Here is a 19631-nt window from a genome sequence, read left to right on the forward strand (position 1 = left end):
ACAATTTTGAAATATGGGGCAAGTTCGCGAGAACCGTCGTACGGTTGTTGCAATGCACCAATAGGAGGCTCGCCAGCAGAAAACTGCATTGCGGAGCCTCCCATGAAAAACTTCCTCCTCACAACAACGACGCTTGCCCTCGCCGCGTCTTTCGCCGCCCCTGCCCTCGCGCAGGAAACGAGCGAAGATGAACTGCGCCAGACGACAGTGACCGTCACCGTCCAGAAGCGCGCCGAAAACCTGCGTGACGTGCCGGTCGCCGTGTCCGCCGTAGACAGCGAACTTCTCGATGATCTCGGCCTTGATGAATTCTCAGACGTCGCCCGCTTCGTGCCGGGCTTTGAGGTTCAGGAGCAAAGCCCGAACAATCCGGGCTTTGTGATCCGCGGCATCACCTCCGATAGCGGCGAATCGAATATCGAACCTCGCATCGCGATCTTTCAGGACGGCGTTTCAATCTCGCGCTCGCGTGGCTCTGTCGTTGAACTCTTCGATCTTGAGCGCGTCGAGGTCGCCAAGGGTCCGCAACCGACCCTGTTCGGACGCGGCGCGCTCATCGGCGGCGTGAACGTCATTCAGGCCAAGCCGGAGTTCGAGTTCTCCGGTCAGGCAACCGCGGGTATCGGCAACTATGATGAGGTCTATCTCGACGGCTACGTCACCGGCCCGATCGTCGAAGACACGCTCGCCTTCCGCATCGCAGGCCGCCTTCGTGAGCGCGATGGCTATGTCGAAAGCGTCAATCCGGACGAAGAAGACTTCAACAGCCAGGACATGTCAGCCGTGCGCGCGTCGCTCGCCTTCACGCCGACTGCAGACCTGCGCTTCGACCTCATCGCCAACTATCAGGAAGACAGCCCATCGGGCACCAGCTTCAAGTCCATGGCTTTCCTGCCTGAACCGAACGGCTCAGCCGCGCCATGGGACCCGGCCAACCTCAACACGTTCGGCAACTTCCTCGGTGGCAAACCACTTGGTCTTGAGCGCGAGGTGACCAGCGTCACCCTTCTCGGCGACTGGCAGGTTTCCGACAACATCACGCTCTCCTCGATCACCGGCTACCGCGAGTTCGACAGCCTCGAAGTGTTCGACCCAGACGGGTTCGGCCTCGACCTCCTCATCTTTGGCGAGGACGCATCGGGCGAGCAGTTCAGCCAGGAATTGCGCGCGAACTATGATGCTGGCGGCCGGGTCCGCGGCTTTGTTGGCGCGAGCTACTTCGATGAGAGCGGCAAGCAGAATGTCCCGCTCACCTTCGACGAACGCGCTGTCCAGGCCCTGCTTGGCGGCTTCCTGACCCCGCCAAACGCACCGCCGGCAAGCGCCTTCCCGGGCATTAACCTGACGGTCTTCCAGCAGTCGGGCGGCACCGTCATTGTCCCCCTGAAGCCGATCCACAATGAGCGCTTCGTCAATGATGGTGAAACTCAGGCCTTCGAAGTCTTCGCCGACGCCACCGTCGACGTGACCGACCGCCTGCAGCTCACAGGCGGCCTTCGCTACACCACCGAAGACAAGGAAAGCGGCCTGCTGGTTGAGCTGCTCAACGGCCCAAGCGCGCTGACCGGTGCTGGTCTCTTTGTCCAGCCTTCGGGTGGCCGCATCGCCCGCAGCGAAACCTTCGACGACCTCACCTGGCGCGCCGCGGCGAAGTTCGAACTGACCGACACGGTCAACCTCTTCGCCAACTATGCCCGTGGCCGCCGCCCGGAAGTCATCACGGCCTCGGCATCTGCACCGGCAGCTGGCTTTGCCATCCTCGATGCAGAGATTGTCGACGCCTATGAAGTCGGCGCGAAAAGCTCGCTTCTCGGCGGCGATCTCAGCCTCGAAGCGTCCGCCTTCTATTATGAGTACAACAACTTCCAGTCGACGCAGATCAACGCACAGGGGCTGATCGAGCCGATCAATGCTGGCGACGCGACGGCTGAAGGCTTTGAGGCACAGGCCAACTGGTATCTCTCCGACGCGCTCAACATCATCGCAAGCTATGGCTACAACCATGCCCGCTTCGATGATGAGCCGGGTGCCCCGTTCGGCGGCAACAAGCTGCGCCTCTCGCCAGACCACAAGGCCAGCCTCGCCGCGCGTATCTTCCTGATGGATGCAGGCTTCGGCACGCTCAGCATTGTGCCGAGCTACACTTGGCAGTCGCAGGTCTATTTCGACAACACAGAGCGCGAACTGATCAGCCAGGAAGCCTATGGCCTCGTAAACCTCAACGTCCAGCTCGACCTTGAGAACGGCTTCGGCGTCGAGGCGTACGTCAACAACCTCACCGGCGAAGACTACATCATCGACGCTGGCAATACCGGCGACGGTTTCGGCATCCCGACCTTCATCGCAGGCACGCCGACCTTCTACGGCGCGCGCATCCGCAAGTCTTTCTAGGCTTCGGGCTCAGAAAATCATGAAAGGGCGCGTCGCAAGGCGCGCCCTTTTTCTTTGCGCTAGATCCAGCCTGCGAGCTCGCGCGCGGCCAGCGTCTCAAGCAGGTCAATCGCCCGCTCTGAGTCGTTGAGGCACGGCGCCACTGAGAAATGCGTCCCGCCTGCTTCCATGAAGCTGTCACGGCCTTCCATGGCGATCTCTTCGAGCGTCTCGAGACAATCGGAAATGAAGGCTGGCGACACCGCCACCACCTTCTTCACGCCCTGCTCCGGCAGCGCCTCCAGGGTCTTGTCGGTATAGGGCTGCAGCCATTCGGTCGGCCCGAAACGGCTCTGGAACGTGGTCATCGCAAACCCGTCCGCCCAGCCAAGCTTTTCAGCCACCAGACGCGTCGTCTTGTGACAGTGGCAGTGATACGGGTCGCCCTTCTCGAAATAGGCTTTCGGAATGCCATGATAGCTCATCAGCACGCGCTCCGGCTCAAAATCGAGGCCCGCAATATGCTCGGATATCGATGCCGCCAGCGCCTCGATATAGGCGGGGTGGTCATGAAAAGGCGACGCCGTTCGCACTGCCGGCTGCCAACGCATCTCTTTCAGCGCATCAAAGCTGCGGTCATACACACTGGCCGACGTCGTGGCGGAATATTGCGGATAGAGCGCCATCACCGCGATCCGGTCACAGCCCTTTGACTTCATGTCGGCAATCTTCGAGGCGATCGACGGATTGCCATAGGTCATGGCAAAATCGACGACCAATCGCTCACTGCCAATCCGCGCATTCAGCTTTTCGGCCTGCCGCTTGGTATAGACCAGCAGTGGCGAACCCTCATCGGTCCAGATCTTCTTGTAGGCCTCACCGGACTTCTTCGGCCGGAAGGTCAGGATCGGCCCTTGCAGGATCGGCTGCCAGATCAACGGACTCACCTCGATGATCCGCCGGTCTGACAGGAACTCAGACAGGTAACGACGCATCGACTTGTAGTCAGTGCCATCAGGCGTGCCGAGATTGACCAGCAGCAAGCCAGTCCTGCCCTGCGTAACGCTCGGATGTCCCTCCGGCGCGTGCGGCGGCTTGCCTGCAAGCAATGTGTCTGTCTCAGCCATCGGATACCCCTCCGCGTCTCATGGCATCATAGATAGGGCAGCTGGCCGGGCGACAAGCCCACACACTGCGACATGCGCGCGCAAACGCGCTTTTGCGCTTCCCCGTCGCCATGCTAAAGCGCCCGGGACTTTGAAGATTCAACCGACACACGAACAGGAGCCGACCCGATGGGCATCTTTGGCGACAAGCAGCCGAAACCACGTACTGAAAGCGACACGATGGGACCGGTCGAAGTCCCGGGCGACAAGTATTGGGGCGCGCAGGCAGAACGCAGCCTCGGCAACTTCAAGATCGGCTGGGAAAAGCAGCCTGCGCCGATCGTCCGCGCCCTCGGCATCGTGAAGAAGGCCGCCGCCGAAACCAATATGGCACTCGGCAAGCTGGACGAGAAACTGGGCAAGGCCATCGTTCAGGCCGCCGACGAAGTCATCGAAGGCAAGCTCGATGAGCATTTCCCGCTCGTCGTCTGGCAGACCGGGTCGGGCACCCAGTCCAACATGAACGCCAATGAAGTCATTTCGAACCGTGCGATCGAGATCCTTGGCGGCGAGATGGGTTCCAAGTCGCCTGTGCACCCGAACGACCACTGCAACATGTCGCAGTCCTCGAACGACACTTTCCCGACCGCCATGCACATCGCCTGCGCCGAGGAAGTCACCCACCGCCTCATTCCGGCGCTACAACAGCTTCACAATGCGTTGAACGACAAGGCAAAGGCCTGGGCCGACATCATCAAGATCGGCCGCACCCACACCCAGGACGCGACCCCGGTCACGCTCGGCCAGGAATTCTCCGGCTACGCCCAGCAGCTCGCCAACGGCATTGAGCGGATCGAGATGACGCTGCCAAAGCTGATGGAGCTTGCGCAGGGCGGTACCGCTGTCGGCACGGGTCTCGCCTCCCCCAAAGGCTTTGACACGATGGTCGCCGACAAGATCGCACAGATCACCGGCCTCAATTTCCGCACCGCCCCGAACAAGTTCGAAGCGCTCGCGGCCCACGACGCGATGGTCTTCACGCATGGCGCGATCAACACGGTCGCCATGTCCTGCTTCAAGATCGCCAACGACATCCGCTTCCTCGGCTCTGGCCCGCGTTCCGGCCTTGGCGAGCTTGCCCTGCCAGAGAATGAGCCTGGCAGCTCCATCATGCCGGGGAAGGTCAACCCGACCCAGTGCGAAGCCCTCACCCAGGTCTGCGCCCACATCCACGGCAACAATGCCGCCATCAATTTCGCAGGCAGCCAGGGCCATTTTGAGCTCAACGTCTTCAACCCGATGATGGCCTACAACTTCCTCCAGTCGGTCCGCCTTCTGGCAGACGCAGCCGTGTCCTTCACCGAGAACTGCGTCGTCGGCATTGAGCCACGCCTCGACAATATCGAGCGCGGACTGAAGAACTCGCTGATGCTGGTGACCCCGCTCAAGGAAAAGTATGGCTATGACCGCGCCGCGGCCATCGCCAAGAACGCCCACAAGAACGGCACCACCCTGAAAGAAGAAGCCATCAAGGACGGCATCCCCGAAGACGACTTCGACGCCATCGTCGACCCGTCCAAGATGATCTCGCCGGGCTGATCTTGGTTTGACATCATCTACGGAAATTCGTAATTTCCGTAGATGATGCATCCCGACGAACTCAGGAAAGCGATAAGCCAATCCAGACAACCGGTTTCAGCGCTGGCGGAGCGTGCGGGCATCGCTCCAACGACACTTTACAGCTTCGTGTCCGGGGCCACTGGCAGCTTGAGAGCCTCTGCTCATGCAGCAGTTGAAGCGGCGCTTTCCGACAAGATGCCGGGGTTGGCCGAAGACCGAACAGTGTTCGAGCGTAGCGCATTTGACCTTCATCCAGCCTTGCTCGAGGAAGCCGCCTCTTACGGCCTCGACCCATCCGAAATCGCACACAAAGCTATTGAGCGCGCCGTGAAAACAGAGCGCTTGAAGCGCTTTTCGGAAGAAAATCGCGAAGCCATCGAAAGCTGGAATGACCTTGTCGAACGCGAAGGCCTCTGGTCGGATGGCTTGCGAGCGTTCTGAAGCATGCAGCACCTTGCCGTTTTCGACGTTGGCGATGGGCGCCCGCCCATCGTAATTCTTCAATACCCCGGGATCGACACTGGCGACTTTGTCCTTGCCGCGCCCCTCTACCCGGTCGAGGCAGCAAAACCCATCGACGTCATTACGCCTCGCGTTGAGCTGAACGGGAAGGCGTATCTTTTGGGTGTTCATTTGATGGCGAGCATACGCAAAGCCGCCCTCAGGAATGAGGTCGGGTCGCTGCTGTCTTATGACTATGAAATCCAGCGGGCGCTTTCGCGTCTCTTCTCGGGCAACTGACGCCCACTGCTCTTGCCAGCGCGGCACGCCTCCTCCAAACCGCAGGAAGCAAACGAAGCGGAGGACACGCCATGAGCAATGATTTCAGCAATCTCTTCTCGGTGAAGGGCAAGACGGTGGTCATCACCGGTGGTTCGCGCGGCATCGGTGAGATGCTTGCGGCGGGCTATCTCGCCAATGGCGCCAAGGTCATCATCTCCTCGCGCAAGGCCGATGCCTGTGAAGAAACAGTGAAACGCCTGAAGGACCAGTATGGCGGCGAGATCTACGCCATCCCCTCCGATGTCGGCCAGATGGTCGGCATCCAGCACCTCGCTGACGAGATCGCCAAGCGCGAAGACAAGGTCGATGTCCTCATCAACAATGCAGGCGTCGCCTGGGGGGCGAAGTTCGAGGACTTCCCGGAGAGCGGCTGGGACAAGGTTATGGACGTGAATGTGAAGGGCATCTTCTTCCTCACGCAAAAGCTGGCACCGCTTCTGAGAAAATCCGCCAGCGCCGAAGACCCGGCGCGGGTCATCAACATCGCCTCCATTGATGGCATGCACACCTCGCCGATGAGTGGCTATGCCTATGGCACGTCCAAAGCTGCCGTCATCCACCTCACCCGCTTCATGGGCGCGGCTCACGCCGGTGAGCATATTCTCGTCAACGGTATCGCACCTGGCCCCTTCCCGACATGGATGCTCTCCACCGGTGTCGGCTATGGCGGTGAGACTGAAGGCGTCAACTGGCAGCCCATTGGGGATCGCAACCCATCCGGCCGTGTCGGCACGCCGCAGGACATTGCAGGCCTCGCCATGTTCCTCTCCTCACGCGCTGGCGCCTACATCTCAGGTCACACCATCCCATGCGACGGCGGCATCGTCTCGTCGAGCTAGCCGGCACGCAGCACCAAAGTCAGCTCCGATGACGGCCTGCATGTTGCGCCGCAATATAAAGACCGTCATACGGACGCCAGACGTTAAACGCCAACAGACTGAGCCAGCCCGTGACCAGCAAATCCCCATTCGCTGCTTTCGCAGATCGCCTCGGCGCGCAGAATTTTTCTCAGGAAAACCTCGCCAAGTTCACGCCGAACCGGATCAAGATTGAGCTTCTTTCAGGCCTGACCGTAGCACTCGCTTTGGTGCCGGAAGCCGTCGCCTTCGCCTTTGTCGCTGGTGTGCATCCGCTCGTCGGCCTTTATGCGGCCTTCATTGTCGGCCTCATCACGGCCTGCATTGGCGGACGGCCGGGCATGATCTCGGGCGCGACCGGCGCGCTTGCGGTTGTGATGGTCGCCCTCGTCGCCCAGCACGGCGTGGAGTATCTCTTCGCGACCGTCGTGCTGATGGGTATCCTCCAGCTTGGCGCAGGCATCCTCAAACTCGGCAAATTCATCCGGCTGGTGCCGCATCCTGTGATGCTCGGTTTCGTGAATGGCCTCGCCATCGTAATCTTCCTTGCCCAGCTGACCCAGTTTCAGGTGCCGGGCACAGCTGAGGTCTCCGGTCATGGCATGGCTGGCGGAGAATGGATGAGCGGCTGGCCGCTGGCGCTTATGCTGATCCTCGTCGGCGTGACGATGGCAATCATCTGGGGCCTGCCCAAGTTCACCAAGGTCATCCCGGCTCCGCTCGCCGGCATCGGCATTGTCGCCGCCATCGTTATCGTCTTCGGTCTCGACGTGCCGCGCGTCGGCGATATGGCCTCAATCGAGGGCGGCCTGCCTGCCTTCCACATCCCAGCTGTGCCGCTGAACCTCGAAACGCTCGAAATCATTCTCCCCTATGCTGTGATCCTCGCAGCGATCGGCCTTATCGAGAGCCTGCTGACGCTCAACCTCGTCGGCGAAATGACCAATAAGCGCGGCGGTGCCAGCCAGGAATGTGTCGCCCAGGGCGCAGCAAACCTCGTCACTGGTTTCTTTGGCGGCATGGGCGGCTGCGCCATGATTGGCCAGTCCATGATCAACGTGAAATCTGGAGGCCGCACGCGCCTCTCTGGTCTTTCTGCGGCCCTCTTCCTGCTCGCCTTCATCCTTGTCGGCTCTGCCCTGATTGAGCAGATTCCCCTCGCCGCCCTCGTCGGTGTCATGTTCATGGTCGTCATCGGTACTTTTGCCTGGAACAGCCTGCGGATCATGACCCGCATCCCCCTGACGGACGCAATCGTCATCGTGCTCGTCACGACCGTCACCGTTTTCTATGACCTCGCCACGGCGGTGGTTGTTGGCGTGATCGTCTCGGCGCTTGCCTATGCCTGGAATAATGCACGCCGCATTCGCATCATCGAGCGCGATTCGGTGCGCACGCCAGGTGCCCATGTCTATGAGATTGAAGGCCCACTCTTCTTCGGCTCGACCGATGGCTTTGCTGAGCTCTTCCATCCGGAAACCGACCCGGACGTCGTCATCGTCGACTTCATGCGGTCTCGCGTGGTGGACCAGTCTGCCCTCCAGGCCATCGAAGACCTCGCCGCCAAGTATGAAGCTCACGGCAAGACCCTTCGCCTGCGCCACCTTTCACGCGACTGCCACAAGCTCCTGAAACGTGCCGGCCAGCTCATGGTCGATAGCGATGATGATCCAGACTATGCCGTCGCCGTGGACTATGGCGTTCGCACCGGCGCGTTCGGCAGCGGCCACTAGGCGGTATCACCCTCACTCCCCCTCACGCGAGCAGGAGGGGGACTTTTCCCCTCAGACCTGAATTTACTTTGGGTTTCGCGCCCCTAACCCTTAAGCAGGTAGCCACGCGCCGGGGTTAGCGGGGGGCATGCGTGAACGATTTCATGCAGCAGATGTGGAATGTGATCAGCTCGCTCGCCGGGCAGGTCAGCCGTCTCGTTGAGGCTTACCCATCGGCGGCCGCCTATCTCGGCGGCGCTGCGCTCGTCATCGTCGCAGGCTTTATAGCCACGATCTATGTCAGGCGCTGGCAGGAACGGACCCGCCCCGCACGGATCGCCGCGCTTCAGGCGGACTATGACGCCAAGCGCAAGATCCACGACTCCCCGCAGCTGCATGCGTCCCTGCTTGACCAGAAGTTCGCGGTCTTCTCGCTCTTCTCAATCCTGGCCAGCGCACTTGGTTGGCTAAGGACATATGGGCCCCTTCAGGGCATCGCCCTTTTCGGCGTCACATTCGAGGATATGGCCCTTGCAGGGGCCATCATCTTCGCGCTCATCGCCCTCGCAGCTCTTCTTCACCGATGGCTCTGGACGCGCACCTTCGCCAACTGGGACCAGTGGGAAGAGCGGCGACGCGCCGAAATCGTCCGCCTTCAGGAAAAGACACTCAGCAAACGCCGTAGCCTGAATGTCAGCACCAAAACCGACGCTCAACTTGATAATGATGCTGAGGAAGCCCAGACACATGCGACCAATGACAGGTTCAGCACCTTCCTCAATCCGCCTCGCACGAAGATGCCAACCGTCTTTGCCAAAGGCATCAGCGACGGCAAAAAACAGCGTGCGTGGCAAATCGGGGTCGTGGAAAAATCCATAGACGGCCGCTTCGGGTTCATTGTCGAACGGGTCGCAAACGCCTCATCCAATCTCAGCGAAGAAGGTCAGCGCTTTTACTTTAACCGTGTGAGCCTCTCCAGTGAGGGCTTCCCCGAAACTGGCGAAGACCTCCTCTTCATGAGCTCCAGCAAGCGCACTGTCGCACCGGGCAAAGAGGAACCCGCCTACCTTGTCTGCGTCCGCGAAAAGCCATGCCAGGGGTTCGTGCGCCGGGTGCTGTCGCGCCGTGCCTGCCTGGTCGAAATCGTGGACGGGTATGAGAACTACACTTCTGTCCTCGCCCTCCTCGACAACTCCCTGCTCGAGGAAGGAACACGTCTCAAAGGCGGCGAACGCGTTGAGGGGATCGTCACCCACAACAATATCGGTGTGATGCTCAAAAAGCTGAGACTGGTAAGCCCGGCCTGACATCTTGGGCGTGCCCCGCGCGATGGGATATGCTGGATTAGACTTCAATCCGAATCACGAAGAAGGCCCGCCTGACCATGTCGAAAGCTCCTGTCGGCTCCAAAGCCAACCCGTCCGAATTTGACGTCCTGTCCAAGCTTGGTGAGGACGAGCCCTACTTCGTGATCCGTGCGAATGACCCGCTGTCCTCAGCTCTGGTCGAACTGCATGCCTATATTGGCGCAGGCCAGGCCGGCGCCGCCCACAACAAGCTTGCAGAGATCATGGCGCTTACCTCGGCCCGCGCGCCGCGCCCGGCGTCCAGCCCGAAATACCGTGAGACCTTTGCCATCTCGCTGGCCATGGAACAGTGGCGCGATCAGCACCAGGACTAGTCCGGTGCAGCTACCGCAGGCACCCTACTCCAACGACTTCGTCCGGCTCGTCCCGTTCGATCTTGATGTGCATGCGAGCCAGCTGCGTGACATGGCGGAGCGCTCCGGTGAGCGCCTTGCCACCTGGCCTTTCTACAACCCGCCGGGCGACTGGATCACGCCCTGGACGAAGACGATCCGCCAGCGCACCGAAGCTGGCACGCTGAGGCCGTTTGCGGTCCTCATGCCAGATGGGCGCTTCGCCGGGATGACGGCCTACCTCAACCCGAATGCAGACTGGCGCAATGTCGAGGTCGGCATGACGATCTATGCGCCAGAGTTTCAGGGCGGCGTCGTCAATCCTGCCTGCAAGCGGCTTCTGCTCGCCAATGCCTTCGACGCTGGCGCGATCCGGGTCTATTTTCATGTCGATGAGCGCAACACGCGCTCACGCCGCGCCGTGCTGAAACTTGGCGCGACGCAGGAAGGGATCCTCCGCCACAATCGCATCCTGCCGGACGGCTTCCTGCGCAATACCGTCGTCTTCTCGATCCTCGCAGAGGAATGGCCAGCCGTGCGTGAAAGACTAGACGCGCGGCTCGCAAATGGAGGCAAGGCGCCATGACGACACCCATCAATCTCAACAAGGCGCGCAAGCAGAAACAGCGCGCCGACGCCGAGAAGAAAGCCGCTGAAAACCGCGTGAAATTCGGCCGCACCAAGGCTGAGAAAACGGCCCAGAAATCAGAGAAAGAACGCGCCAGTAAGGGCCTCGACGGCGCAAAGCGGGAACAGTAGCGGACAAATTAGCGTTCAATTCTGGTCGTTAACTTCCAGAAAGGAACACCCGCCCATGTCCCGCATCCTGCTTACCACTAGCGTTGTCTCGGTCAGCTTTCTGCTGGCGACCATGATCGGCTTCCTGATGGGCGCCGCCTGAACGACGCCCACCCCGCCTAATTGATGATCGGCGAATAGTCCGTCAGCCGGTCCAGCACCTGCAGCCCGTTGCGATAGGCCGACAGGCGCGACAGGGACTCATTATACTGGCGGTCCACCGGCATGCCTGAGGCGCGGGCCTGCTGCGCAGCTTCCGCATAAAGCGCATGCGCCTCCTCGAAATTCGCCGCAGACTCGTAACAGGCCGCCAGATTGTGCGTCACCGCAGGCGCCGACGGGTATTGCGCGTGCAGGTCCTGCCAGACCGCGCACGATGCATCCGGCGTCCGGTTCCCTGCATCGACAGCCATCTCAAAGCGCGGATCAGCCGCCACAATCGGATCCATCGCATCCTTCACGAACACCGCCCGCATGACCGCATTGCGCGGCGCAATCTCATTGCGGATATCGCCCAGCGTCGTCACCAGCGCGTCGCGCACCAGTCCCGGCGGGGGCTGCATGCCTGCCGCCAGCCCATAGGTCCAGCCGCCGCCATAGCCCCGGCGGCCGCGCCGCCCGGAAATATAGACCTCCTCGCAGCTCTCTGCCGATGAGCTGCCAAAGAACGTATCCTGATAGATCATACGCCCGGTGCCATACTCCATCAGGCGCGGGCGCACGGACACATCCACCGTCTCACGCAGGCAGATCTTCTCGACTTCGGCCCGGCGCTCACAATCGAACGGGCCATCCCATTCGACGCACTCGGTCTGGCTGGTCGAGTACTCTTCAGCTTCATAGCTGTCGATATCGATGCTGCCCTCATAGATGCCGGCGCGCTGGCCGTCCGGGACATAGCCGTCGCTATAGCGCGCAATGCTGAACCAGGGCATGCCGTCAAAGGTCGCGCTGGCCAGCATGGCCTCGAACTCATCGGCATACCAGTTACCGGCAGGCCCGTTGAAACGGCCGACATCCACCGTGCGGGTCTCGACCGCCGCAGTGTTCGGGGGAACAAGCCGCGCCGAATAGTCGATGCCAGGCGTTGCACACGCAGCAAGTCCCGCCACGGCCACCAGAAGATATGCAGTTTTCATTTCAACTCCCCCCTTTGTTCTGTCGAGAGTGACATCACTGTTCGCAGCCATCAAGTGAACCCGCCCTGAATACTTTGGTGCGAAGAAAAACATTGAACCTCTCCCGCCCATACGCCATCTGCGTGACCAGTCTTTTGCATTGGGAGAATTCGCCATGTCCTCAGCCGCCCCGCTGTTTGAACCCTTCAAACTGAAATCGCTGGAGCTTCCGAACCGGATCGTCATGGCACCAATGACCCGCGGCTTCAGCCCGAACGGCGTGCCGACCGATGATGTCGCCGCCTATTATGCCCGCCGCGCCGCTGCCGATGTCGGCCTCATCCTGTCCGAAGGCACGCTGGTGCGCCGCAAGGGCGCGTCCGACAATGCGAATTATCCCCTCTTCCACACGGATGCCGCTCTTGCTGGCTGGCAGAAAGTCATCGACGCCGTTCACGCCGAAGGCGGCAAGATGGGCCCGCAAATCTGGCATCAGGGCCTCCTGCGCAAATCCGGCACCGGCCACTATCCTGACGCCCCATCCGACAGCCCGTCCGGCGTCACCCATAAGGGCAAGCAGATCTTCGACGAGCCATCCGATGAGGAAGTCGCCGACATGGTCGCCGCCTATGCCGACGCCGCGAAAAGCGCGAAAGACCTCGGCTTCGACACGCTCGAAATCCACGGCGCCCACGGCTATCTCATAGACCAGTTCTTCTGGGACGTGATGAACAAGCGCGAGGACAAGTATGGCGGCGGCCTGCCGGAACGCGCCCGCTTTGCCGGTGAGATCATCTCTGAAATCCGCAAGGCCGTCGGCCCCGACATGCCGATCATCCTGCGCTTCTCGCAATGGAAACAGCAGGACTATGCCGCCCGCCTCGCTGAGACCCCGCAGGAGTTTGAAGCCTTCCTGAAAGTCTTCGTCGATGCCGGTGTCGATATTCTGCACGCCAGCCAGCGCCGCTTCTGGGAAGCAGAATTTCCTGAAGTCGATGGTGAGAATGGACTCAACACCGCAGGCTGGGCGAAGAAGCTCACCGGCCTTCCAACCATCACGGTCGGCTCTGTCGGCCTCTCGTCAGAATTCACCGGCGCAATGCGCGGCGAAGGCTCCAAGACGCGCCCGATCACCGATGTCGTTGAACGCCTCGAGAAAGGCGAGTTTGACCTCGTCGCCGTTGGCCGCGCCCTACTGCAGGACCCGGAATGGGCCACCAAGGTCAAGGACGGCCGCACCGAAGAGCTGGCAGACTATGACGCCAAGGCGATGGCGACGCTCTACTAGACGCGCCAGCACCCTGAATGCAGAAAGGGCGGACCTCGTGAAAGGTCCGCCCTTTTTTATTGCATCAGTTCCTGCCCGATTAGACCGGCTGGGCCTCGCCCTTGGCGCTGACCCACAGGGCGTGGATCACGGCCGGCAGCCAGAAGAAGAAGCACAGCACGATATTGATGAGGAGCTGTGCGCCGACACCTGCCTTGAGGAAGACGGCGACGGGCGGGAGGATGACAGACAAGATGATCTGTAGAAGTGACATCGATAATTCTTTCGTTTTGTACATGTTTGCAACGCGCCGCCTCCCGCCGCCGTTCCGAAGCCGAACCATTTTCCGGCTCAACCCGTTGAAGACCCACACGTAAAAAATTCGCGTGACTACCCCAGCGGCAGTCCCCTCACCCTGACAAAAAAGAAATCAGGGAGAACGCCATGAGTTACGAACAGATCAAGGTAGAGACGCGCGGCAATATCTGCCTCATCACCCTCAACCGCCCCGACAAGCTGAACGCCTGGACCCCGGATATGAGCCGTGAGCTCGGCAAGGCGATCACCGCCGCGAACGAGGATGAAGACATCGGCGCCATTGTGATGACCGGTGAAGGACGCGGCTTCTGCGCGGGCGCAGACATGTCCTACTTCCAGAACAATATCGATGCGTCGGAGACAAAGGCCCACAAGCGCGATGGCGGCATCGACTGGATCTCCCTCATCCGCTCGTCCAAGCCCTGCATCGCCGCGGTCAACGGCCCGGCATTCGGCATCGGCGTGACGCAGATCCTGCCTTTCGACATGATCGTCGCCTCGACCATCTCGAAGTTCGGCCTCGTCTTCGTGCGCGTCGGCATCGTGCCGGAACTCGCCAGCTCGCATTTCCTCGTCCAGCGCGTCGGCTGGGGCAAGGCACATGACCTGCTGCTCACCGCGCGGCCCGTATCAGGCGCAGAAGCCGTCGAGCTTGGCCTCGCTGACCGCCTCTCAGAACCTGAAACCCTGCTCGACGACGCGCTCGAACTGGCTGGCCAGATGGCCGCCAATCCCTCGCCCATGCTGCGCATGACCAAACAGCTCCTCAGCGCCAATAGCTGCGACACCGACACAGCCCGCATCCAGGCCCGCGAACATGAAAGCCTCGAGGTCTGCTACACCCTGCCAGAGCACAAGGAAGCCGTCGCCGCCTTCGCCGAAAAACGCGCCCCGGACTTCAAGGCCGCGCGCCACAAGGCACAGGCGAAGATCGACTAGATCAGCGAGCGCCACCCCGACCCTCCCCGGAGGAGAGGGAGTGCCACTTCCGCAACGATCGCCCTCCCTCCCAGCCCTCATCCTGAGCTTGTCGAAGGACGCTCACCATGCGGGTTCTTCTACCGTCCACCCAAGACCCGCATGGTGAGCGGAGCCGAACCACAGGGTCGGTTCTCGGTGCGCTAACGATCATCGCCCCCTCCCCTCCGGGGAGGGTCGGGGTGGGGCCGCTAAGCCCGCTCGTAAGCCGCTTTCATCCAGGCCTTGAGCTCGTCATCGACCTCTTCGATCGCCTGGATCTTCATCTTGTGCGTGCACATGCTGCCTGGCTTTTCTTCGGCAAGACGCAACGTGCCGTCCTCTCCTTTGAGGTTCAGGCCAAGGTCCACGCGTGACTTGGTGGCCGGAGTGACGACGGCAAAATTCTTTGAGCGGCGGAACGCGACGGAGGTTTTCTTCGGCGAGATTTCGACATCATCGCCCAGCGTCTTCGCATAGGCTTCCAGCGCATCGTAGATCGGCCGCAGGTTCTCCTTGCCCTCATACTGACCCGAAAGTATGTCGCCTTCATCGGCGTCGAACCTGCCCTTGGCGGCCTGACACACCATATTGGCGTGGCCGTGGCCAAAGCCGTGCTGTTCCTTCAGCATCTTGACCTGGTCACCATGCTTTTCGAGCCCGCTCGACTGGACGACCTTCACCCAGTGCGCCAGCGGCTTTCCGGTCTTGGCCTCCATGCCCGCAATATGCGCCGCGAGCATCTCTTCCTGCGTCTTTGCCATTTCTTTCTCCTCCCTATTGGCCCTTGAGCGGCCAGTTCCCGATCCGGCATTTGGCCGGCGTCATGAAACCCATCACCGGACCCAGCATCATCACCATCTTGCCGCTAAAGCCGGGCTTGCCCGTTTCGACCAGTGATTTCAGGTTCTGCGTGATGAAGCTTCCACCCTGCTGCATGGACTGTGCTGTCTTCGTCCCTGCCGGAACGCCGGTCGTGATGAGCGAGAATTCAACGCCTTCAGGCGTCTCCCTCAGCTCATAAGTGACGGTGCAATAGTCATCGTCCCATTGGGTGAACTTGAAAGTATGGGCGTAGCGGTGGGGCGGGGAAAACTCCAATACCTCGCCCACGACGCTCGCATATTTGCGGTTCGGGGTGACCATGCGCATGCGTTTACCCGGCTTCAGGGCCCCATCCTCTGCCTCGCAGACCGCGCCAAAGAAGAAGGGCAGAACCTCGTCAGTCTTTACTAGCGTATTCCATACCACTTCGATCGGCGCATCGATCATCACCTTGTAGACCTGACGGTCATGGCCGGTCCCTGCGCCTTCTATTCCTGCCTCACTCATTGGTTTCCCCCCTCCCTTTCGCGGCCGCTTCGGCCATGGCCTTGATGGATGTGACCCGTCCTGCAAACGGCTCGCTATAGGCGTCCAGCCACCGGTCCTGGATCATCCGGATGGGGACAGCATTCAGATAGAGATGACGCGTGCGCCCACGCTTCTCGCTAATGACAAGGCCTGCCTTCTCGAGCACCGAAAGGTGGTTCATCACGGCGATGCGGCTCACATCGAAAGCCTTTGCCAACTCCCCGACAGAAGCGCCGGGCTTTGCCTTGAGGATATCCAGCATCTTGCGCCTGCTCTCATGAGAGAGCGCGTGGAAGACCGCCGACATATCATCATTAGTAATCATGTAATTACATAATTACATGTTTTGACGATGGTCAAGTTGTTTCTGGATTTCGCTTTTTCAGGAATGAAGGTCCGTTCTCGCGCGCCCGGAACAGTCAGGCCCGGCGACCGGCTATAGCGTGCTCCCCCCACCCATAGCCTGCATGAACGTTAAGGTTATCAGACCTTATTATGGGAAACTGTCAAGCGCGGCGGGGCGCTGACCTATGATCTACCGGGCACGTGATTGCGTAGACCGCTCTGAAAGGAAATCTGCCATGCGCCTCAAAGCCCGCCTCGCCCCAGCCGTTTTGGCCGCCAGTGTCGCTGTCACTGGATGCGTCTCAAACTCACTTGAAGACTTCTCCAGCGCCGAGCAGACGCTGCGGCTTGAAGACTACTTCTTGGGCGAGACCACCGCCTACGGCATTTTCGAGGACCGCTTCGGCAAGATCAGGCGTCAATTCAAGGTCGATATTACCGGCACTGTCGAGGGCAACACGCTAACCCTGGTAGAGGAATTTGACTATAGCGACGGCGAACAGGACACGCGTACCTGGACCATCGAAATCCTCGGCGATGGGCGCTATCGCGGCACAGCCAATGATGTGCCGAACACCGCGCAGGGCCAGGCCGTCGGCAATGCCTTCAACTGGACCTACCGGGTCGACCTCAAGGTCGGCGATGGCACCTGGAATGTCGGCTTTGATGACTGGATGTATCTGCTGCAGGATGGGGTTCTGCTGAACCGCGCCTATGTCACGCGTTTTGGCTTGCGTATCGGCGAAGTCACCATCGCATTCCGCAAACCAGATTAGGCGTCCTGCGTCCAGGACGGGGCACCGCTGCCGATCAGGCCGAAGAAGCGGCGGTCCGTATTTGCAGGCTCAGCCCGGCGGAGCGGCAGGCCCGAAGTGCGGCTGACAGCTTCGCTGGCGCGGGCCACCACGGTCTTGCGGCCATTCTCATGGTCGCCCGGGTTACGGTCCTCACCGAGAAGCATCATCCGGCCATCCTGCAGTTCCAGCCAGTAGGCCATTACCGTCATGCGCAGGCCGAGCACGCTGTGGGTCTCACGGCGGCGGCAGATGCCCTTGATGCTGCGATAGTTGATCTCGCCTTCGAAGCCTTCAGTCTTGTGATGGGCGGCGCGGTGGGCTGGCAGCACCAGCATGACATGGCCGGGGCGCAGCGACAGATGCCACTTATGCTTCAGGCGCATCATATGCTGATGGCCGATGGTCAGCGGCGCGAGGACGAGGCCGATCGCGCAGGCGATGGTCGCGGCAAGCGCATCGCCCTGAACCAGAAGATAGATCGCACCGGCAAGCGACGCGAGCACAAGCGCCCACATCAGAAGTGCCACGAATACAGAGGCGATCCGCGCCCCATACCCATATTCGAAAACGATCCGTTCTGGTTTCGCCATGACTTGCCCCATTCTGTCAGCACAAAGAAAAGGCATCCGCAATTTCCGTGCCGGAATTCAGAAGGCGTTAAGTCAGTTCAAAGGGGCTATTTGGCCTCCGCCGACGCGTTCTGCGCCCGGGCCAGAAGGTCGCCGCATGGGGCGTCCTGCGCCATGCCGGGCTCGATGAATGGCAGGGCCGCAAGCCCGCCGCTCACGGACGCAAGAATGCCCGCAATCCCGAACTGGGCCACCGTCCCGGCGCTGAAAGGCTGGATCGACGGGTCACGCAACGTACCGCCAATCGCGACATCGCCGATCAGCGTGCCAAGCGAGGCATCCTTGGCCTCGGACCGCACACTCAGGCGTAGGGCTTCATTGGAAAGGTTCACATCACCGCGCACGACGACAAGGCTGTCATCGGTATCCACCACGGCCGGTGACAGCGTGCCGACGCCGTTCTCAAAGTTCGCCACGATCGCGGCGCACCGTGCATCAACATATGTCCGGTCCTCCGGCGCCTCACCCAGCAACGTAATTACCTCACCAAGGTCGAGCGCCGCCCCTTCGGCCGCCAGCGCCAATATGTCCGCATCCGTCGACCAGATCGAAACCGTGCCATTCATCGTCGCCGCGGCATCGCGGAAACCATTGCCGTCCGTGGTCACTTCAAACTCACCATCGGCGCCGCCGCGAAGGTATGGCGAGAGTGAGAGGTTATCGAAGGCAACGTTCGACAGCGTGCCGCGTGCATCGGTGTGGGCAGGCGACTGCGTACCATCGAGCGTCGCATAGCCGCGAAACTCGCCTTGTGCGAAATCGAGATAGATGCGCGGCGCCCGCACCAGCCTGCCCTCGATCTCGAAGTCGAGGCCAAGCCCCTCAATGTCGAACAGGGAGTCTGTCACCGTTTCGGCCGTATAGCTGACGCTGCCATCGACAGCATCCAGCCTCGCAAAGTCGATTTCGACATCCGGGATAAGCCGCCCGCTCTGCTCGTAGGCGGTGCGGGCTCGCTGGGCGCGCTCACCCGTCGTCTCGCCTTCACCAACACCAATCGGGATGCCGAACACGATGGCGAGGTCATCGGCATCGAGCGCGGCAGAGGTGAGCTCTGCATTCACCAAAGGCACCTCGCCGCCCGGCATCACATTGATCTCACCATAAAGGTCGCTATCGCCGATCCGCGTTTCCGGGTCGACGTTCAGCGTCCAGCGCTCCGGCCCGATATCGACGGTGAGACGCATATCGTAAGGCGGCGTATCCGGCGCGGCGAGCCCGACAAGGTCTGCCACATCAGAGAAGTTCTCGCCGCGCAGCCTCAGCCCGCCATCCAGCTTGCTGAACGCGTCAGACGTGCGCCCATCAAAGCTGAGGCGAGAGCCCGCGCCCCGCGCCTCCAGGATGAACGCGCCAGACCGCAGCGACCCGCGCGCCGTCTCGATCTCGACCTCGCGCGTCTCATCGGGGCGCACCACCTGCATGGTCACAGATGTCAGCGACACCTTGTCGACGATCCGGCGCGCAGATTTCAGCCCCGGCCCATCGCCATCGCTTTCGCCATTATCCTCGATCCGGACAGAGCCATTCTCGGCCTCGAGATAGGACAGCCAGCTGACAAAGGGCAGAAAGCCAAACAGATTGACCTGCGCCTCGATCCGCTCGGCGCTCACCCGGCCGGGCACGACTAGGCCTTCGCCCTCAACCACCAGCACTGCCGGAAACCGCGTATGTGCAGTTTCGACGCGCGATCCGTCCGGCCCAAACGCGCCCAGCAATGCATTCGCGACAGGCGTACCGAAGCGCGGCTGCGTCAGCGCGAGCAGGAAAAGCAGGAAGGCGAGTAGAGCGATGCCAATCACCCACCCGGTAATCTTGAAGGATCGTATGAGTCCGGACTTCATGAGCCCCTAACGCGCCGCGCAGGCACGGGTTCGCAGACAGCCTGCCGATTTCGCTCGG

21 protein-coding genes are annotated in these 19631 nt (G+C 61.0%); 13 read left to right on the top strand and 8 right to left on the bottom strand.

Going from position 1 to position 19631, the window contains the following annotated elements; genetic code table 11:
* Positions 1-102: 102 nt before the first annotated feature.
* A complete protein-coding gene (locus KUV46_02795) occupies positions 103-2391 on the top strand; it encodes a TonB-dependent receptor (GenBank protein ID QYJ01331.1) in 2289 nt (762 codons plus the stop codon).
* A 59-nt stretch (positions 2392-2450) separates the two neighbouring features.
* On the opposite strand, the gene hemH is transcribed toward KUV46_02795, so the two are convergent.
* Entirely contained in the window at positions 2451-3497 is a 1047-nt protein-coding gene (gene hemH / locus KUV46_02800; protein ID QYJ01332.1) for a ferrochelatase, read from the bottom strand.
* Positions 3498-3665: 168 nt separating this feature from the next.
* On the opposite strand from hemH, the gene fumC reads away from it, so the two are divergent.
* From fumC to KUV46_02845, 9 genes are all read left to right on the top strand, one after another.
* Positions 3666-5075, top strand: a complete 1410-nt coding sequence (fumC, locus tag KUV46_02805; protein QYJ01333.1) for a class II fumarate hydratase — start codon at positions 3666-3668, stop codon at positions 5073-5075.
* Between the two features lie 225 nt (positions 5076-5300).
* A complete protein-coding gene (locus KUV46_02810; protein ID QYJ01334.1) occupies positions 5301-5537 on the top strand; it encodes a type II toxin-antitoxin system CcdA family antitoxin in 237 nt (78 codons plus the stop codon).
* A gap of 3 nt (positions 5538-5540) precedes the next feature.
* Positions 5541-5837, top strand: coding sequence for a CcdB family protein (locus KUV46_02815; protein QYJ01335.1), 297 nt, complete (start codon positions 5541-5543; stop codon positions 5835-5837).
* Between the two features lie 71 nt (positions 5838-5908).
* Positions 5909-6718: an SDR family oxidoreductase gene (locus KUV46_02820; GenBank protein ID QYJ01336.1), complete on the top strand. Its 810-nt coding sequence runs from the start codon at positions 5909-5911 to the stop codon at positions 6716-6718.
* A 110-nt stretch (positions 6719-6828) separates the two neighbouring features.
* A complete protein-coding gene (locus tag KUV46_02825) occupies positions 6829-8469 on the top strand; it encodes a SulP family inorganic anion transporter (GenBank protein ID QYJ01337.1) in 1641 nt (546 codons plus the stop codon).
* A gap of 131 nt (positions 8470-8600) precedes the next feature.
* On the top strand, positions 8601-9755 hold the full coding sequence (locus KUV46_02830) for a hypothetical protein (GenBank protein QYJ01338.1): 1155 nt from the start codon (positions 8601-8603) through the stop codon (positions 9753-9755).
* Positions 9756-9832: 77 nt separating this feature from the next.
* Positions 9833-10129: a hypothetical protein gene (locus KUV46_02835; GenBank protein ID QYJ01339.1), complete on the top strand. Its 297-nt coding sequence runs from the start codon at positions 9833-9835 to the stop codon at positions 10127-10129.
* Positions 10130-10133: 4 nt separating this feature from the next.
* Positions 10134-10733 (top strand): GNAT family N-acetyltransferase, encoded by a 600-nt coding sequence (locus KUV46_02840; GenBank protein ID QYJ01340.1) that lies wholly within the window; start codon positions 10134-10136, stop codon positions 10731-10733.
* Positions 10730-10906: a DUF4169 family protein gene (locus tag KUV46_02845; GenBank protein QYJ01341.1), complete on the top strand. Its 177-nt coding sequence runs from the start codon at positions 10730-10732 to the stop codon at positions 10904-10906. The genes KUV46_02840 and KUV46_02845 overlap by 4 nt, the downstream gene beginning before the upstream one ends.
* 158 nt (positions 10907-11064) lie before the next feature.
* Here KUV46_02845 and KUV46_02850 read toward each other — a convergent pair whose 3' ends face one another.
* A complete protein-coding gene (locus tag KUV46_02850; protein QYJ01342.1) occupies positions 11065-12084 on the bottom strand; it encodes a hypothetical protein in 1020 nt (339 codons plus the stop codon).
* 154 nt (positions 12085-12238) lie between these two features.
* Between KUV46_02850 and KUV46_02855 the strand changes: the two genes are divergently transcribed.
* The gene (locus KUV46_02855; protein ID QYJ01343.1) at positions 12239-13351 is read left to right on the top strand and encodes an NADH:flavin oxidoreductase; all 1113 of its coding nucleotides are present in this window, start codon (positions 12239-12241) and stop codon (positions 13349-13351) included.
* Between the two features lie 79 nt (positions 13352-13430).
* On the opposite strand, the gene KUV46_02860 is transcribed toward KUV46_02855, so the two are convergent.
* A complete protein-coding gene (locus KUV46_02860; GenBank protein QYJ01344.1) occupies positions 13431-13604 on the bottom strand; it encodes a YqaE/Pmp3 family membrane protein in 174 nt (57 codons plus the stop codon).
* Between the two features lie 170 nt (positions 13605-13774).
* On the opposite strand from KUV46_02860, the gene KUV46_02865 reads away from it, so the two are divergent.
* The gene (locus KUV46_02865; protein QYJ01345.1) at positions 13775-14587 is read left to right on the top strand and encodes an enoyl-CoA hydratase/isomerase family protein; all 813 of its coding nucleotides are present in this window, start codon (positions 13775-13777) and stop codon (positions 14585-14587) included.
* A 230-nt stretch (positions 14588-14817) separates the two neighbouring features.
* On the opposite strand, the gene KUV46_02870 is transcribed toward KUV46_02865, so the two are convergent.
* From KUV46_02870 to KUV46_02880, 3 genes are read right to left on the bottom strand one after another with little or no spacing between them, the layout of a single operon-like run.
* Positions 14818-15369 (bottom strand): DUF4287 domain-containing protein, encoded by a 552-nt coding sequence (locus KUV46_02870; GenBank protein ID QYJ01346.1) that lies wholly within the window; start codon positions 15367-15369, stop codon positions 14818-14820.
* 13 nt (positions 15370-15382) lie between these two features.
* Positions 15383-15937: an SRPBCC domain-containing protein gene (locus KUV46_02875; GenBank protein ID QYJ01347.1), complete on the bottom strand. Its 555-nt coding sequence runs from the start codon at positions 15935-15937 to the stop codon at positions 15383-15385.
* Entirely contained in the window at positions 15930-16283 is a 354-nt protein-coding gene (locus tag KUV46_02880; GenBank protein ID QYJ01348.1) for a metalloregulator ArsR/SmtB family transcription factor, read from the bottom strand. The genes KUV46_02875 and KUV46_02880 overlap by 8 nt, the downstream gene beginning before the upstream one ends.
* A 256-nt stretch (positions 16284-16539) precedes the next feature.
* Here KUV46_02880 and KUV46_02885 point away from each other — a divergent pair, with 256 nt between their 5' ends.
* Complete coding sequence (locus tag KUV46_02885) at positions 16540-17079, top strand: DUF3833 domain-containing protein (GenBank protein QYJ01349.1); 540 nt, start codon at positions 16540-16542, stop codon at positions 17077-17079.
* On the opposite strand, the gene KUV46_02890 is transcribed toward KUV46_02885, so the two are convergent.
* Both KUV46_02890 and KUV46_02895 read right to left on the bottom strand, forming a co-directional pair.
* On the bottom strand, positions 17076-17690 hold the full coding sequence (locus KUV46_02890) for a hypothetical protein (protein ID QYJ01350.1): 615 nt from the start codon (positions 17688-17690) through the stop codon (positions 17076-17078). The two genes, KUV46_02885 and KUV46_02890, sit on opposite strands and share 4 nt — an antisense overlap.
* Before the next feature lie 86 nt (positions 17691-17776).
* Positions 17777-19573: an AsmA family protein gene (locus KUV46_02895; GenBank protein QYJ01351.1), complete on the bottom strand. Its 1797-nt coding sequence runs from the start codon at positions 19571-19573 to the stop codon at positions 17777-17779.
* Positions 19574-19631: the final 58 nt, after the last annotated feature.

It is taken from the genome of Thalassovita mediterranea (genome assembly GCA_019448215.1).
GTDB lineage: Bacteria > Pseudomonadota > Alphaproteobacteria > Caulobacterales > Hyphomonadaceae > Henriciella.

What these genes read in the sequence shown, in the direction of transcription:
- KUV46_02795 (QYJ01331.1), top strand. Translation starts at nt 103, where the DNA reads ATGAAAAACTTCCTCCTCACAACAACGACGCTTGCCCTCGCCGCGTCT.
- hemH (QYJ01332.1), bottom strand. Translation starts at nt 3,497, where the DNA reads ATGGCTGAGACAGACACATTGCTTGCAGGCAAGCCGCCGCACGCGCCG.
- fumC (QYJ01333.1), top strand. Translation starts at nt 3,666, where the DNA reads ATGGGCATCTTTGGCGACAAGCAGCCGAAACCACGTACTGAAAGCGAC.
- KUV46_02815 (QYJ01335.1), top strand. Translation starts at nt 5,541, where the DNA reads ATGCAGCACCTTGCCGTTTTCGACGTTGGCGATGGGCGCCCGCCCATC.
- KUV46_02820 (QYJ01336.1), top strand. Translation starts at nt 5,909, where the DNA reads ATGAGCAATGATTTCAGCAATCTCTTCTCGGTGAAGGGCAAGACGGTG.
- KUV46_02835 (QYJ01339.1), top strand. Translation starts at nt 9,833, where the DNA reads ATGTCGAAAGCTCCTGTCGGCTCCAAAGCCAACCCGTCCGAATTTGAC.
- KUV46_02845 (QYJ01341.1), top strand. Translation starts at nt 10,730, where the DNA reads ATGACGACACCCATCAATCTCAACAAGGCGCGCAAGCAGAAACAGCGC.
- KUV46_02850 (QYJ01342.1), bottom strand. Translation starts at nt 12,084, where the DNA reads ATGAAAACTGCATATCTTCTGGTGGCCGTGGCGGGACTTGCTGCGTGT.
- KUV46_02855 (QYJ01343.1), top strand. Translation starts at nt 12,239, where the DNA reads ATGTCCTCAGCCGCCCCGCTGTTTGAACCCTTCAAACTGAAATCGCTG.
- KUV46_02860 (QYJ01344.1), bottom strand. Translation starts at nt 13,604, where the DNA reads ATGTCACTTCTACAGATCATCTTGTCTGTCATCCTCCCGCCCGTCGCC.
- KUV46_02865 (QYJ01345.1), top strand. Translation starts at nt 13,775, where the DNA reads ATGAGTTACGAACAGATCAAGGTAGAGACGCGCGGCAATATCTGCCTC.
- KUV46_02870 (QYJ01346.1), bottom strand. Translation starts at nt 15,369, where the DNA reads ATGGCAAAGACGCAGGAAGAGATGCTCGCGGCGCATATTGCGGGCATG.
- KUV46_02875 (QYJ01347.1), bottom strand. Translation starts at nt 15,937, where the DNA reads ATGAGTGAGGCAGGAATAGAAGGCGCAGGGACCGGCCATGACCGTCAG.
- KUV46_02880 (QYJ01348.1), bottom strand. Translation starts at nt 16,283, where the DNA reads ATGATTACTAATGATGATATGTCGGCGGTCTTCCACGCGCTCTCTCAT.
- KUV46_02885 (QYJ01349.1), top strand. Translation starts at nt 16,540, where the DNA reads ATGCGCCTCAAAGCCCGCCTCGCCCCAGCCGTTTTGGCCGCCAGTGTC.
- KUV46_02890 (QYJ01350.1), bottom strand. Translation starts at nt 17,690, where the DNA reads ATGGCGAAACCAGAACGGATCGTTTTCGAATATGGGTATGGGGCGCGG.
- KUV46_02895 (QYJ01351.1), bottom strand. Translation starts at nt 19,573, where the DNA reads ATGAAGTCCGGACTCATACGATCCTTCAAGATTACCGGGTGGGTGATT.